This is a genomic window from Alteromonas antoniana (genome assembly GCF_019249295.1).
Taxonomy (GTDB): Bacteria; Pseudomonadota; Gammaproteobacteria; order Enterobacterales; family Alteromonadaceae; genus Alteromonas; species Alteromonas antoniana.
The window spans coordinates 83,417-96,980 of sequence record NZ_JAESDH010000009.1; the positions used below are offsets into that span (position 1 = coordinate 83,417).

At 49.8% G+C, this 13,564-nt stretch carries 13 protein-coding genes; 4 read left to right on the plus strand and 9 right to left on the minus strand.

All coding sequences use genetic code 11. The annotated features are described in order from the left end of the window. Window positions 1-7: 7 nt before the first annotated feature. On the plus strand, window positions 8-1,018 hold the full coding sequence (locus JKP77_RS09620; RefSeq protein WP_218310972.1) for a cytochrome d ubiquinol oxidase subunit II: 1,011 nt from the start codon (window positions 8-10) through the stop codon (window positions 1,016-1,018). Window positions 1,019-1,299: 281 nt separating this feature from the next. Further along, window positions 1,300-1,473 (plus strand): hypothetical protein, encoded by a 174-nt coding sequence (locus JKP77_RS09625; protein ID WP_218310973.1) that lies wholly within the window; start codon window positions 1,300-1,302, stop codon window positions 1,471-1,473. Window positions 1,474-1,607: 134 nt separating this feature from the next. Here JKP77_RS09625 and JKP77_RS09630 read toward each other — a convergent pair whose 3' ends face one another. Together JKP77_RS09630 and JKP77_RS09635 are read right to left on the minus strand one after the other, a co-directional pair. Then, window positions 1,608-2,792, minus strand: a complete 1,185-nt coding sequence (locus JKP77_RS09630; protein ID WP_218310974.1) for an acyl-CoA dehydrogenase — start codon at window positions 2,790-2,792, stop codon at window positions 1,608-1,610. A 416-nt stretch (window positions 2,793-3,208) separates the two neighbouring features. Further along, window positions 3,209-3,667: an Lrp/AsnC family transcriptional regulator gene (locus JKP77_RS09635; protein WP_218311038.1), complete on the minus strand. Its 459-nt coding sequence runs from the start codon at window positions 3,665-3,667 to the stop codon at window positions 3,209-3,211. 133 nt (window positions 3,668-3,800) lie between these two features. Between JKP77_RS09635 and JKP77_RS09640 the strand changes: the two genes are divergently transcribed. Further along, window positions 3,801-4,763 (plus strand): PLP-dependent cysteine synthase family protein, encoded by a 963-nt coding sequence (locus JKP77_RS09640; RefSeq protein WP_218310975.1) that lies wholly within the window; start codon window positions 3,801-3,803, stop codon window positions 4,761-4,763. 191 nt (window positions 4,764-4,954) lie between these two features. On the opposite strand, the gene JKP77_RS09645 is transcribed toward JKP77_RS09640, so the two are convergent. Then, on the minus strand, window positions 4,955-5,587 hold the full coding sequence (locus JKP77_RS09645) for a hypothetical protein (RefSeq protein WP_218310976.1): 633 nt from the start codon (window positions 5,585-5,587) through the stop codon (window positions 4,955-4,957). 524 nt (window positions 5,588-6,111) lie between these two features. Between JKP77_RS09645 and JKP77_RS09650 the strand changes: the two genes are divergently transcribed. After that, window positions 6,112-6,681 (plus strand): P-loop nucleotide/nucleoside kinase family protein, encoded by a 570-nt coding sequence (locus JKP77_RS09650; RefSeq protein ID WP_218310977.1) that lies wholly within the window; start codon window positions 6,112-6,114, stop codon window positions 6,679-6,681. 19 nt (window positions 6,682-6,700) lie between these two features. On the opposite strand, the gene cspE is transcribed toward JKP77_RS09650, so the two are convergent. The 6 genes from cspE to prlC all read right to left on the minus strand — a co-directional run bounded on the left by cspE (window position 6,701) and on the right by prlC (window position 13,362). After that, window positions 6,701-6,910 (minus strand): transcription antiterminator/RNA stability regulator CspE, encoded by a 210-nt coding sequence (cspE, locus tag JKP77_RS09655; protein WP_218310978.1) that lies wholly within the window; start codon window positions 6,908-6,910, stop codon window positions 6,701-6,703. A 321-nt stretch (window positions 6,911-7,231) separates the two neighbouring features. Continuing rightward, the gene (gene ubiB / locus JKP77_RS09660) at window positions 7,232-8,860 is read right to left on the minus strand and encodes a ubiquinone biosynthesis regulatory protein kinase UbiB (RefSeq protein ID WP_218310979.1); all 1,629 of its coding nucleotides are present in this window, start codon (window positions 8,858-8,860) and stop codon (window positions 7,232-7,234) included. A gap of 2 nt (window positions 8,861-8,862) precedes the next feature. Beyond that, on the minus strand, window positions 8,863-9,504 hold the full coding sequence (locus JKP77_RS09665) for a ubiquinone biosynthesis accessory factor UbiJ (RefSeq protein ID WP_218310980.1): 642 nt from the start codon (window positions 9,502-9,504) through the stop codon (window positions 8,863-8,865). After that, a complete protein-coding gene (ubiE, locus tag JKP77_RS09670; RefSeq protein ID WP_218310981.1) occupies window positions 9,504-10,292 on the minus strand; it encodes a bifunctional demethylmenaquinone methyltransferase/2-methoxy-6-polyprenyl-1,4-benzoquinol methylase UbiE in 789 nt (262 codons plus the stop codon). Before ubiE ends, JKP77_RS09665 begins: the two co-directional genes overlap by 1 nt. Window positions 10,293-10,636: 344 nt before the next feature. Beyond that, window positions 10,637-11,326 (minus strand): DNA-3-methyladenine glycosylase I, encoded by a 690-nt coding sequence (locus JKP77_RS09675; RefSeq protein WP_218310982.1) that lies wholly within the window; start codon window positions 11,324-11,326, stop codon window positions 10,637-10,639. Continuing rightward, entirely contained in the window at window positions 11,326-13,362 is a 2,037-nt protein-coding gene (prlC, locus tag JKP77_RS09680; protein WP_218310983.1) for an oligopeptidase A, read from the minus strand. Before prlC ends, JKP77_RS09675 begins: the two co-directional genes overlap by 1 nt. Between the last annotated feature and the right edge of the window lie 202 nt (window positions 13,363-13,564).

The window sequence follows — 13,564 nt, forward strand, 5'->3', positions numbered from 1 at the left end:
GATCACCATGCCATTTGAAAGTTTATCCGCCGAAACCTTAGGTGATATCTACGTTGGTCTGCTGGGTCTTGCGGTATTACTCTACGCTATTCTGGACGGCTATGATCTCGGTGTAGGGGTGCTGCTTCCCCCCCGGGAAGAAAAATTCCGTGACGATATGATTGCCTCTATCGGGCCGTACTGGGATGCCAATGAAACCTGGCTGGTGCTCGCTATTGGCCTGCTATTGTTTGCGTTTCCGGAAGCGCACAGTGAGTTTCTTCAATCCTTGTATATTCCGGCCACGCTGATGTTGATCGGGCTGATATTACGTGGCGTGTCTTTTGACTTTCGCGCAAAGGTAGCGCAGGTAAGAAAGCGCAGCTGGGATCTAAGTTTTAAATGGGGCTCATTACTGACAACTCTGGCGCAGGGCTACATGCTGGGTATCTACGTTACCGGTCTGCGAACCGACATCTGGGCGCAGGGCTTCGCACTGCTGGCCGCGCTTGGTGTTACCGCAGCCTATGCGTTTATTGGTTCATGCTGGCTGATTATGAAGGCCGAAAACGAATTGCAGGAAAAAGCCTTTTACTGGGCAAGACGCGGACTGTTCGTATTATCCGGCGGTATCATCGCAGTAAGCCTGGCGAATCTTACGCTACATGATGATGTCAGAGAGCTTTGGCTGAGCGCACCGTGGGGGTATTTGCTGATGGCCATTCCTGTTACCTGTTTTGCGCTGCTGGTGCTGTGCGCTGTATTACTCAAAAAACTCCCCGAAGCCAAAGGGAAAGGAGAATGGCTGCCCTTCTTTATCGCGCTGGTAGTATTTGTGCTGTGCTTCAGCGCATTTGGTATCAGCTACTACCCCTACGTTATTCCCGGACAACTTACGGTTATGGATGCACTGAGTGATGCAAACTCACTGCGCTTCCTGTTAGTGGGGACGGTTATCGTGGTGCCGTGCATTCTTGCTTATACCGTACTGGTTTACCGCATTTTTGCCGGTAAATCGGAAAAACTCAGTTATTACTGACATTCGTCCAGGCTGCCGCCGGATAAGCCGTAACCGGCGGTGGCACTGGCGTTGATCTATCTTCTGCAAGTCTGACACTGCCTGTAGCCTGTTTGCCATAGTAGTGTGATATGATAGGGAAGACGCGGTCGCAGTGATCTTTTACCCTTTTTCCTGCGTTCCTATATTACGATAGCCTTATTGCTATCAGCAATTCGCACAGATAACTGCTCATACGCAACGAGCAGTTATCTATTCGGGTTGGAAGCTTTTGAAACAACACTCCAGGGAGGAGATAAATTATGAATATTTTAACGAAGTCCTTTTCCCGCTTTTTTGAAAAAGCGCACCCTTACACTATCGCGTATTATCTGGGTCGTAAAAATACGCAGCGCATTCTGGACTGCAAGATAAAGAAGAAATCTAAGCTGGAAGCGCAAATGCAAGCAGAAGAGTCACCAAGAGAGTCAAAGTAATGCTGTAAAGTTGCGGTCTTGTCGATGACGCGGCGACGCAAGACAAAACTTGTTAAGTAAAACAAAAGAGGCCGGTTTTCACCGGCCTCTTTTATGAGTGATATAACTTACACTAACCCGCAAGATGTGAAGTCTCAGAAAAACGCCTGCAGACCAGTTTGTGCCCGCCCAAGGATAAGACCATGCACATCGTAGGTTCCCTCGTAGGTGTTGACTGTCTCAAGGTTGATCATATGGCGCATCACATGGAATTCATCACTGATCCCATTGCCACCATGCATGTCTCTGGCTTGTCTGGCGATATCCAGCGCTTTACCACAGTTGTTACGCTTCACTAACGAAATCATGGTGGGATCGAAGGCTTTGCTGTCAATCAGCTGGCCCACACGAAGTGATGCCTGCAGGCCCAGCGCAATTTCAGTCTGCATATTTGCCAGCTTGGTTTGAAACAGCTGGGTTTGCGCCAGCGGCTTATTAAACTGCTTTCGATCAAGCCCATACTGACGCGCCGCGTGCCAACAAAATTCTGCCGCGCCCATCGCCCCCCAGGAGATCCCATACCGAGCCATGTTCAGGCAACTAAAGGGGCCTTTTAGCCCTCGTACGTTTGGCAGCATGTTTTCTTCAGGTACAAACACGTTGTCCATGACAATCTCACCGGTAATGGACGCGCGTAGCGACAATTTGCCTTCCACCTTAGGCGCAGATAGTCCCTGCATGCCTTTTTCCAGTACGAAGCCGGTGATCTTATCATCCTCGTCCTGATTCTTGGCCCACACTACAAATACATCGGCCACCGGTGAGTTCGTTATCCACATTTTGCTGCCGGACAGTCGGTACCCACCTTCTACTTTTTTCGCACGGGTTTTCATGCCTGCAGGATCAGAGCCCGCATCAGGCTCTGTCAGACCGAAACAGCCTATCCACTCACCACTTGCCAGCTTCGGCAGATATTTTTCTTTTTGTGCCTCAGAACCGAACTGATAAATGGGATGCATTACCAGCGAGGACTGCACACTCATCGCACTACGATAGCCGCTGTCTACCCGCTCGACCTCGCGGGCAATAAGCCCGTACGTCACATAGTTCACGCCCGGGCAACCATAGCCATCAATCGTCGCGCCAAGCAGCCCCATTTCGCCGAACTGGCGCATAATGCCAGTGTCAAAATGATCCTGGCGGTTAGCTTGTAAGATCCCTGGCATTAAGGTTTGCTGGCAGAATTCACGGGCAGAATCTCTGACCATGCGCTCATCTTCTGACAGTTGTTCGTTGAGCAACAAAATATCGTCCCAGTTATTGGCTACATCTTGTGACATACATGGTGTCCTGTTTACGTCGAATCGTTACCGGTACTACTATTGTGCAGCTCTTCAACGGAAGAGCGCCTCTTCGTAGATACCGCCCCTGCCAACCAGAGATAACAGCGCTAAACCAAACGCTGGATTGGCTATCACGATAGAATATCGTCAGTTTATCACACCCGTCCTTGCGCAAAATTCATCTGCATCAATGAAAGGGTATTACTTTTGCGAATATTTACGCCGGTCGGTTCAGACCTCGATTTATCATTATCAAGACGTTCGAACAGGAAGCGTAACGACCCCATTCCGGCCTATCACTCTCGTAAATGACGTTGAAATGAGAATATAAAGCGTTGCACATGCTTCGATTATTTAGCGTGCGACCACGTGACCTCCGTGATACCAGACAGTGTCTGTTGCTACTGTTATCTTTACAGGTGATGAAGCGGCAGTGCAGTGTCGTATTTAATTTGTTCCATGGCAAAACTGGACGTGACATCGCTAAGTTCAATCCCGTTCACCAGACGTTTATAGAAGTGATCAAAGCTTGCCATGTCTGTCACCTGCACTTTCAGCATGTAATCGTATTCTCCTGACATGCGATAAAACTCTACCACTTCATCAAATGCGGACGCGTGGCGGGCAAATGCATCTAGCCAGCTTCCATCATGCCGACCGGCTTTTACCTGCACGAACACGGTCATTGCCAGTCCGAGTTTCTGTGCATCCAGCAAGGCAACACGCCGGGAAATCAGCCCCTGCTGCTCCAACCGCTGAATGCGTCGCCAGCAGGGCGTCTGCGTCAGCCCGACTTGCTCTGCAATTTCTGATAGCGGCACGTCAGCATTTTGTTGTAATAAGGCAAGAATATCGCGGTCAACGCGATCTATGGAATTATTTTTCAAAACAAGACATTTAATAGAATAAATTGCTAATTAAGCATACATTGGCATTCCTATTTAGCAAGATTATTCAGCGTTTTGGCACAAACTGGTTGTCTGATTTTTTATTACAGAGAACGTCATGCTGGATACGGTTTACACTGCAACAGACAACTTGCCACGCATCTACCCGGGCATTGAGCACACGATTGGCAATACGCCTCTGATTGCGCTCTCCCGTATTGCCAAACGGAAAGGCTTCGTGGCCAACGTGCTGGGTAAGGTAGAGTTTATGAATCCGGCCGGCTCTATCAAAGACAGGCCCGCCTATGCCATGTTAAAGGCATTAATGGCGAGTCCGGACTTTACCGCTGACACCGAGCTGATTGAGGCATCGTCAGGCAACAATGGCGTCGCCTGCGCCTGGTTGTGTGCGTTGTATGACATTCCACTTACTATCGTAATCCCCGAGCATATGTCTGTTGAGAGACAAAAGCTCATTCGCCACTACGGCGCAAACGTGATCACCACCCCGAAAGCACTTGGCACCAAAGGCGCGATTGACGAAGCCGCACGACTGGTATCTGAAAGACCACACGCCCGTTCACTCGATCAGTTTGCCAATCATGCAAACCCGCTGGCACATGCACAAACAACTGCCAGAGAGCTTTTACAGGATACCCAAAACCACATTGACGTGCTGATAGCTGGGGTGGGCACCGGCGGTACGCTTACCGGCATTGCGCAGGTTGTCACACAACATTGTCCGAATGTGGAAGTTATCGCCGTTGAACCGGCACGATGTCCGGTGCTCAGCGAGGGACGCGCGGGCGTACACAATATACAGGGGTTAAGTTCAGGCCATGTTCCGGATGTGCTGGATACTGACTGTTATCACCACATTATGACGGTTGATGATGACGAGGCCATTCACTGGGCCAGGATGCTGGCCCGCGTTGAAGGACTGGCAGTGGGTATTTCTTCTGGTGCCACACTGGCTGCAGCGTCAAGGCTGGCAACGCAAAAGGCTTATCAGGGTAAGAATATTGTCGTTATTTTAGCCGATGGGGCTGAGAGGTATTTTTCAACGCCATTGTTTGAGTAATATCGGCGGGCATTGATTACCGCCGGCGACTTAATACCGATTTGTAGTCATAAGTAATCAGCCCGGAGCGCGCATTTTTACGGATTGGCAGTATATGGTAATTGCGGCTGCCGGCACTATCTCGTATATCTGGCGATTCCGGCGCTTTCACCTGACCATCGGTTTGCAGTCAGAGCGCTGCTGAAAAAGCCTTACCTAAGCCACCATGGCTGTGAGAAATCGACCTTTCCAGGCTCAATCTCGAAAGTGAATGGTGGTTCAAACGCTTCCCAGAATACCGCGCTGTAACTGTCATCTCTGATAGTAAAATGTCCTTTCTGCTGATATTGCTTCAGCAATTGCTCGTAAGCCCCCACCGGCATTTGCGGATTATTCTGCTGAAAGATAACTACGCCGCCGAAATCTTCATACAAGGCCTTATCAATCAACCAACGCTCAACCTGTTTCACCGCGACTTCATCAAACGAGACCGGCTCTTCGGTTGCGGGCGGATTCTCGCTGAAATCTTCGGCGAAGCGCGCCTTAAATTTTTCAACCAACTCAGGCATAGCAGAAATGTCGTGGCTCTTGGCATAATGCGACAGCACCGCCTCTACAATTTTATCTGCCAGAAAGCCATGACGATACTGTGCCATCGCCATATCTTTAGACGCCGAATTCATGCGCGCAATCTGGCTTAACTGTTCCCTGTCCGGACTGATATCATCTAAGGTAAGTGACTCACCGAAGACCGTGGCAATCACGTTTTCCTGCGCCTGCGCTGCGGCAGCGAAAACGGTAAAGAAAAACAGGAACAGAGAAACTCTGTAACCACCCCTGAACATCTACTCACTCCTTTTTCTGTAACCGGGTAATACCATGACACTCGTCTGGACACATGAGTGTGTGATGGTAACAACGCCCATTGCGTTGCTGGCGATAACGCCTTTACGGCTCACACCGCGAATCGCCTCTTTGGATCAAGAAGGCAGGTACTACCCACTACACACGACGATGCCAACAAACATTGCACCCTCGCATTCAGAAACTCAGACTCAACCTTACCACGTTGGTTCATTCTGAAGCCATTTGTATTGTAGCGCCTTGCGTTTTTTCTGTTGTTATCAAGTGTAACCCTACGCAATGTCGCGCAACTGGCTTTGCGATCACGCTGGTTTTTGACATGATAGCCACTGCGCTTTTTGCAAATAGTGTACGATGCGTTGTTGCCCGGTTTGAACGATACCAGTCACCAGCAGAAAAAAGCATCTGTCACCCACACTGCGCAATGACCAAAGTGCAATGGTGTTTGATTACTCATTATTGCGGCCAGCTATGCGCTTGTTGCCCCGTTTTCAGGAAGAGTCGATTGCATAACCTTTTCATTTTTAGCGGACAGCCCGGCGTCGGCAAATCGACGTGGTCAGCCACACTGGCCAGAGCCTGTGGCGGTTGTTTCATTGATATCGATGCGCATTTTGCGAGTGTGGTGGAAGCCGGTCTCGACCTGGCAGGTTACCACTCCGACGACCGCGATTCAGACATGTTTAAACAGACATTTCGCGAACCGATTTATTCATCCATGTTTGCGCTGGCTAAAGATAATCTGGTGCACTCTGATGTTGTAATGAACGGACCATTTACCCGTGAACTTTCACAACCGGACTGGTCAACACAGCTTGCTGAGACATACAAGGCTAATGTACATATCCTTTATCTCACCTGCGATACGCAAGTGCTGAAAGAACGAATACAAAAACGTGGATTATCGCGAGATATTGCGAAGCTGGAAAACTGGGATCGCTATCAACAGCGCTTTTACGAAGCCGGTAGTCCTTTATGCAGACACATCCGGATAGACACGGACAGAGAACAAAGAGATGAATGGATTGCGGCGTATTTGGAAAAGTGTGACGTGATAAGAAAAAACGGCGGATAAATCCGCCGTTTTTGAATTCTTAGATAGCTTGCACGTTAGCAGCTTGAAGACCTTTTTGACCTTCTTCAACTTCAAATTCTACGCGCTGGCCTTCTGGCAGAGTTTTGTAACCGTCAGACATAATGGCACGGAAATGAACGAATACGTCCTTACCGCCGTTATCCTGAGTTAGAAAACCATAACCTTTGTCAGCGTTAAACCACTTAACGGTGCCTGTTACTTTAGACATGTCGTATAGACCTCAAATAGCAAATCAAATGCGCATATTGCGCGTGTAACTGTTGTCTTTAATTGAAGCGAGTTATTTGGGTCTTACTTACGAAAGGGGCAAACGTCTTACAACAAATCACAAAGTAACTTGCGTGGTTTTACATCCTGCAAATAAACAATAATCACGTCTTCAAAAAGACCTGTGACCCGAAGGCCAATGTCACTATACCATTGTGGTAAGAGAATGATACAAAAATTAGGCATTTAACTGCATTTATCACAAAATTTTCATGCAAATGTCACAACAATTATTTGACCATTTGTGCAGGTAAATGAGTACTTACTGCCCTTTTCTCCAAGCCATATACCAGCAGACAACACCAGCAAGCGCACTTGCTGCGGGAAACGCCCAGTGGATCTGATAAACCGGCAAAATAGCGGCGAGTAACACGCCGGTAGCACCAACAATGCTTAAATGCGTCGACTGAATCGATTGTGTCTGAAGCTCAATCATCTTCTGATGCGTGCGTTGCTGCTGCAGCGGAATTCGTTTCATCTGCATCATGCTGTCGTGAATGAGGTCCGGCATTTCTGGCAGCTTTTCTGACCAGTACGGCATGTTTTCACGCACTTTTTTAATCATTGCGGTCACGCCGATTTGTTCCCGCATCCAGTTTTCCAGAAACGGTTTCGCCGTTTTCCATAGATCCAGTTGCGGATACAGCTGGCGGCCCAGCCCCTCTACGTACAGCAGCGTTTTCTGCAGCAGTACCAGTTGTGGCTGTACTTCCATGTTGAAGCGCCGTGCGGTATTAAACAGTTGCAGCAAGACATTCCCGAAAGAAATTTCTGCCAGTGGCTTCTGAAAAATGGGTTCGCACACGGTGCGGATCGCCATTTCAAACTCATCAATATTGGTATCTTGCGGTACCCAGCCTGAATCGGCGTGCAATTGCGCTACCTTACGGTAATCCCGGTTGAAAAACGCGATGAAGTTTTCTGCCAGATAACGCTTATCTTCTTTATTCAGCGTGCCGACAATGCCAAAGTCGATGGCGATATACTTCGGGTTTGTCGGATTTTCCGTGGCAACAAAGATATTTCCCGGATGCATATCAGCGTGAAAAAAGCTGTCGCGAAACACCTGCGTAAAGAAAACCTCTACGCCCCGCTCAGCGAGCACTTTCATGTTTGTATTCTGCGCCAGCAGTGCATCAATGTTCGATATAGGCAGGCCGTAAATACGCTCCATCACCAACACATTGTGCCTGCAGTGATCACTGTAAATTTCAGGCACATACAATGCGTCAGAACCTTCGAAGTTGCGGCGAAGCTGCATGCCATTGGCCGACTCGCGCAACAAATCTAACTCATCAACAATGGTTTTCTGATATTCCTTTACCACCTCTATCGGACGCAAACGCTTGCCATCAGGCAGCCACTTTTGCAGCACTTTCGCCAGCGTGTATAACAACTCCATATCGGCGTTGATGGTGTCACGGATATCCGGTCGCAACACCTTAACTACCACGTCACGGTTGTTGCTGCGAAGCTTCGCAGCATGCACCTGTGCAATTGACGCGGATGCAAGCGGCTCTGCATGAAACTCACTGAACAGTTCATCCAGTGTTCGCAGTTGCAGAGAGGTTTTAATAATCTGTTGGGCAGCCTCGCTGGAAAACGGCGTGACTTTGTCCTGCAGCATCGCCAGTTCATTTGCTATCGCCGGGGCCAGCAGGTCGCGTCGGGTAGACAACATTTGTCCGAACTTGATAAAGACCGGGCCAAGTGACTGCAGTGCCAGCGTTATTCGTTCTCCGGCATTGTGCTTTTTATGCTTGTTGGGGATCCAGAATATACACTTTCTTGCCAGTCGGGCATACCAGGGCAACCAACGCTTGGGGATAAGTTCATCAACACCATGCTGTAGCAGCACTTTATTTATTTTATACAACCTGAGAATGCGCATAATCAGTTCTTGTTCGCCTGCTCTTCCAGCTTCTGTAATCGCACTTCTGCCCGCGCGACGTCATCACGCAGCTCGCTGACCTCATCGTTGAAATGCATGACAGCCAGGCGGTGTGCAGCCAGCTGTTTCTCTTCCACCACCGCATTACCCACGGTACGGCTAAGCTTTCGCGTAAAGGTTAACAGCGTATTGTGCATGCGTTTTCCTGCTGAAAATACTTCATGCGCCAGCACGTCATTGGTGTGTTCAGCCAGGTGCTCTTCCCAGTCGATATCCAGCTGCTGAAACAGCGCGCTGACCTGTTGAGCAATGCGCAGCTCGCCGTCCAGATTCAGTTTCTTTTCCTGAATCAGACGGGTAAGCTGACTGGTGTCTTTTAACGTCGGCAAGGTGTCCAGCGAGGTCTGAATACAACAGTCTGCAGCGGTCAGCGAGGCAATAAGCGCGTCGCGGGGTTGCTGTGTTGTCAGCACATCCACACGGTCTGAAAAATGCAGTTCAATGCCAAAGGGAAGAGGCGTAACGAAAATCACAAACCGCGAGCCGGCCAGCGGCTTTAAACGCGCGGCCGAATCCGGATCCATGCTGAGCATCTGATTTATCAGTCGCTCAATGGTCGCGCTAAATAATGCTGACGCAGGCATTAAAATTTGTACCCTCTGTGCAGTGCAACAATACCACCGGTCAGGTTTTTGTAGTCGCATTGCTCAAAGCCGGCCTTTTCAAACATGCCCTTCAGGGTTTCCTGATCCGGGTGCATACGAATACTTTCCGCCAGATACTGGTAGCTTTCGCCATCGTTTGCCACCAGCTGCCCCATTTTTGGCAGCACATGAAACGAATACATATCGTAAAGCTTGCTTAACTGTTCCGTGGTCGGTTTAGAAAACTCCAGTACCAGCAAACGGCCACCCGGCTTCAACACCCGGTAAATCGAGTTCAGCGCGTTTTGTTTTTCCGTCACATTGCGAAGTCCGAACGCCATGGTGACGATATCAAAGGAATTATCCGGAAACGGCAGCGCTTCGGCATCCGCCTGAACGTAGTCGATGTTGCTGATAAGCCCGCGGTCACGCAGTTTATCGCGTCCCACGGTCAACATAGACAGGTTGATGTCAGCCAGCGTGACATTGCCAGTAGGGCCAACCAAGCGGGAAAATTTTGCCGTCAAATCGCCGGTACCGCCGGCAATATCGAGAATTTTATGTCCGGCGCGCGCCCCGGAACAGTCGATAGTGTAACGCTTCCACAAACGATGAATGCCCAGGGACATCAAATCATTCATGACATCGTACTTCGCCGCAACCGAGTCAAATACATTAGCCACCATTGAGGCTTTTTGTGACTTATCGACCTGCTTGTAACCAAAGTCGGTGGTGACTGCAGTATTCTGATTCTCTGATGTGGAGGGCGTATTCGGATTGTCGCTCATGACGGTCCTGTCAGTTATTTTTACTGTGTCAAAGTGTAACGAAATAAGGCGGTTAGCAACAGCGCTTTACCGCCTTAAATACAGGAAAGTTTAACCGGATGCCGGCATGGAAAATTACAGTGACCTCAGATAAGCGATGGCAGCAGGCAAACAGTGCCTGAGCGCACGGTAACGCGCAGAAAAGCCGCGGGGGATGGCTCTGTCACACACAAGGGTGAAGGGTATAAGACATGCTGACGGCTGTTTACATGTGCTGACGGTGTGCCCCATCAATGCCAGTCGCGCTTAAGCAATGACATTCATACATCAGGTTGTGACCAGCCCGGCCACAACCTGATAAGCGGTCAGACTACACGGCGATTTGTGCCCCAGCTGTAAGCGAGGATCTGGCTGATTTGTTCCAGCGGACGCCCGCTTTGCTGTTGCCATGTGTCAAATTGCGCAGCAATCGTTTCCAGGCTGCGTTTTGTTTGCAGGCCCCCGTGGATCAGATCCTGTTTGCGAAAATAGTCTTCCACATCCTGCGACAATAAGAAGGTGTCCACGCCAATAGCGCGCAGCATATACGAGCCCGTATTACCACCAAGACGCGCACCACGCTTCTTAAGAAACTGCCAGAGATGCACGATTTCTGCGCCTTCAAACGACGCCACAAAGTTACCGAAACTGCCGTGCTCACGTGCAACATCGTTAATCATGATGGCGTTGTCACGCACCGTCATTACCTTTTTGTAGTTTCTGACGATGCGCTTGTCCGATGCTTTCTGCTCCAGCATTTCATCGGGCATCAGCAACACTTTATCAATGTCGAAACCAAAGAATACGGTTTCGAAATCCGGCCACTTTTTCTCGATTACCCGCCATACAAATCCGGACTGAAATACCTTTTTGGTCATCTCGGCCAGAAAGCGATCGTCGGGTACCTTGCTGACCTGCTTCGCCGTCAATGGTTTGGTGACCATCGCCTCTACGATGTCAGCGCCCCCTTTTCGCTCGCAGGCGCGCTGGTAAATAGTATCGAAGGTTTCCGCCATTAGCCGGTAATACCACTGTGTCGCAGCAATGCATCGACATTGGGTTCACGGCCCCTGAAGGCCACGAACAGATCCATCGGTTCACGGCTACCGCCCATTTCCAGAATGTTTTGCAGAAAGGATCTGCCGGTATCGCGATTGAAGATCCCATCTTCTTCGAAACGGCTGAATGCGTCAGAAGAAAGCACCTCGGCCCATTTATAGCTGTAATAGCCAGCGGCGTAACCGCCCGCAAAAATGTGACCGAAACTATTCTGGAATCGATTAAACGAAGGTGGCGTGATAACCGCGACTTCGTCGCGCACCGCATCCAGGGTTTTCTGCACATCAACGGCACTGCCGTCCTGCTGGTGCAAAAGAAAATCGAACAGGCTAAACTCCAGCTGTCTTACCATCTGCATAGCAGACTGGAAATTCCGCGCCGCCAACATTCTGTCCAGCAGATCGTTTGGCAACGCTTCTTCTGTCTCGTAGTGGCCGGAAATGAAGCTCAACGCTTCCTCTTCCCAACACCAGTTTTCAAGAAACTGACTGGGCAGCTCTACCGCATCCCATGGCACACCATTAATGCCTGACACCCCGGCAACCGACATTTTGGTCAGCATATGATGAATGCCGTGACCGAATTCATGGAACAGTGTGACCACTTCATCGTGAGTAAACAACGCGGGTTTGTCGCCCACCGGTGCATTAAAATTACAGGTGAGATACGCAACCGGGCGCTGCAGTTCACCATTTAACAGGTTTCGACGCACACGGCACTCATCCATCCAGGCGCCGCCACGTTTCTTCTCACGGGCGTACAAATCAAGATAGAAACTGCCACGCAGCGCATCCGCGTCATCAGTAATGGTGAAATAGCGCACGTCTTTGTGCCAGGTATCGATACCCGGCTGTTCCAGAATTTTAAGGCCATACAAGCGGTGCACTACTTCGAACAGGCCTGACAGGACCTTGTCTTCCGGAAAGTATGGGCGCAGCATCTCATCAGAAATTGTGTATTTTTCCTGTTTGAGCTTTTCGCTGTAGTAAGGCACATCCCAGGCTTCCAGTTCTGTGACATTATGTTTGTCGCTGGCAAACTGCTTCACTTCGTCCAGATCCTGCTGCGCCTGCGGCTTCGACTTTGCCGCGAGATCACGAAGGAAGTCGATAACCTGTTGCGGAGACTCCGCCATCTTGGTTGCCAGCGAGCTTTCTGCATAACTGTCAAAGCCAAGCAGCTTCGCCATCTCGGTGCGCAGTGCCAGAATTTCCTGGATGATGTCGGTGTTATCCCACTTACCGGCGTTCGGCCCCTGCTCCGAGGCGCGGGTGCTGTACGCCCGGTACATCTCTTCGCGAAGTTCACGCTTGTCTGCGTAAAGCATAACCGGGAGATAGGAAGGAATATCCAGCGTAAACAGCCAGCCCTGCAAATCTTTCTGGTGGGCCGCCTGCGCGGCAGCCTCACGGGCAGATTCCGGCAGCCCGGCTAAGTCCGCCTCATCAGTGATATGCTTAGTCCAGCCCATGGTGGCGTCCATCACATTGTTGCTGAAGGTCGATGACAACTCACTGAGTCGCGCCTGGATTTCGGCATAGCGTTTTTTCTGCTCAGCTGGCAGCGCCACACCGGAAAGCGTAAAATCACGGATAGTATTAGTAATATGCTTTTGCTGTTCTTCACTAAGCTGTGCAAATTCGTCACTGTCTTTCAGCGACTTGTATGCCTGGTAAAGTCCTTCGTGCTGCCCCACCCACGTACCGTATTCTGATAGCATCGGTAAACAGCTGTCATGGGCTTCGCGCAGCGCATCGGTGCTGACAACAGAGTTCATATGCGATACCGGAGACCAAAGCTTGCCTAAATGGTCATCTACTTCTTCGATTTTCAGCACCACATTTGCGTAAGAGTAATCTCTGGATTCCACCACCTCATCAATGGTTTGCTTGCATTGTGCAATGGCAGATTCAACAGCAGGTTTAATTTGCTCAGGTGTAATACCTGAAAAAAGTGGCAGACCGTCTGTTTTCTCGATAGCAGGTGTTGTCATTCCATTCTCACTTTCATTGGGATATGAGAGAGTATGTGGGATCGCTGAGAGGAAAAACAAGGGAATTTACAGCGTGTTTTGTTCTAACGCCTCCAGAGAGTAGAACGGGCTGTGAAAGGGGCCGGCTTCGTATTCCGACCGCTTGTCAGTGGTGTGTTGTTCAATTGGCCCAGCTATCGTCGGCGTGTCATCGCCAGCATGC

Excerpts from the sequence above, each read along its gene's own strand:
- ubiE (WP_218310981.1), bottom strand. The coding sequence starts at position 10,292 with ATGAGCGACAATCCGAATACGCCCTCCACATCAGAGAATCAGAATACT.
- JKP77_RS09675 (WP_218310982.1), bottom strand. The coding sequence starts at position 11,326 with ATGGCGGAAACCTTCGATACTATTTACCAGCGCGCCTGCGAGCGAAAA.
- prlC (WP_218310983.1), bottom strand. The coding sequence starts at position 13,362 with ATGACAACACCTGCTATCGAGAAAACAGACGGTCTGCCACTTTTTTCA.
- JKP77_RS09640 (WP_218310975.1), top strand. The coding sequence starts at position 3,801 with ATGCTGGATACGGTTTACACTGCAACAGACAACTTGCCACGCATCTAC.
- JKP77_RS09620 (WP_218310972.1), top strand. The coding sequence starts at position 8 with ATGCCATTTGAAAGTTTATCCGCCGAAACCTTAGGTGATATCTACGTT.
- cspE (WP_218310978.1), bottom strand. The coding sequence starts at position 6,910 with ATGTCTAAAGTAACAGGCACCGTTAAGTGGTTTAACGCTGACAAAGGT.
- JKP77_RS09665 (WP_218310980.1), bottom strand. The coding sequence starts at position 9,504 with ATGCCTGCGTCAGCATTATTTAGCGCGACCATTGAGCGACTGATAAAT.
- JKP77_RS09630 (WP_218310974.1), bottom strand. The coding sequence starts at position 2,792 with ATGTCACAAGATGTAGCCAATAACTGGGACGATATTTTGTTGCTCAAC.
- JKP77_RS09625 (WP_218310973.1), top strand. The coding sequence starts at position 1,300 with ATGAATATTTTAACGAAGTCCTTTTCCCGCTTTTTTGAAAAAGCGCAC.
- ubiB (WP_218310979.1), bottom strand. The coding sequence starts at position 8,860 with ATGCGCATTCTCAGGTTGTATAAAATAAATAAAGTGCTGCTACAGCAT.
- JKP77_RS09645 (WP_218310976.1), bottom strand. The coding sequence starts at position 5,587 with ATGTTCAGGGGTGGTTACAGAGTTTCTCTGTTCCTGTTTTTCTTTACC.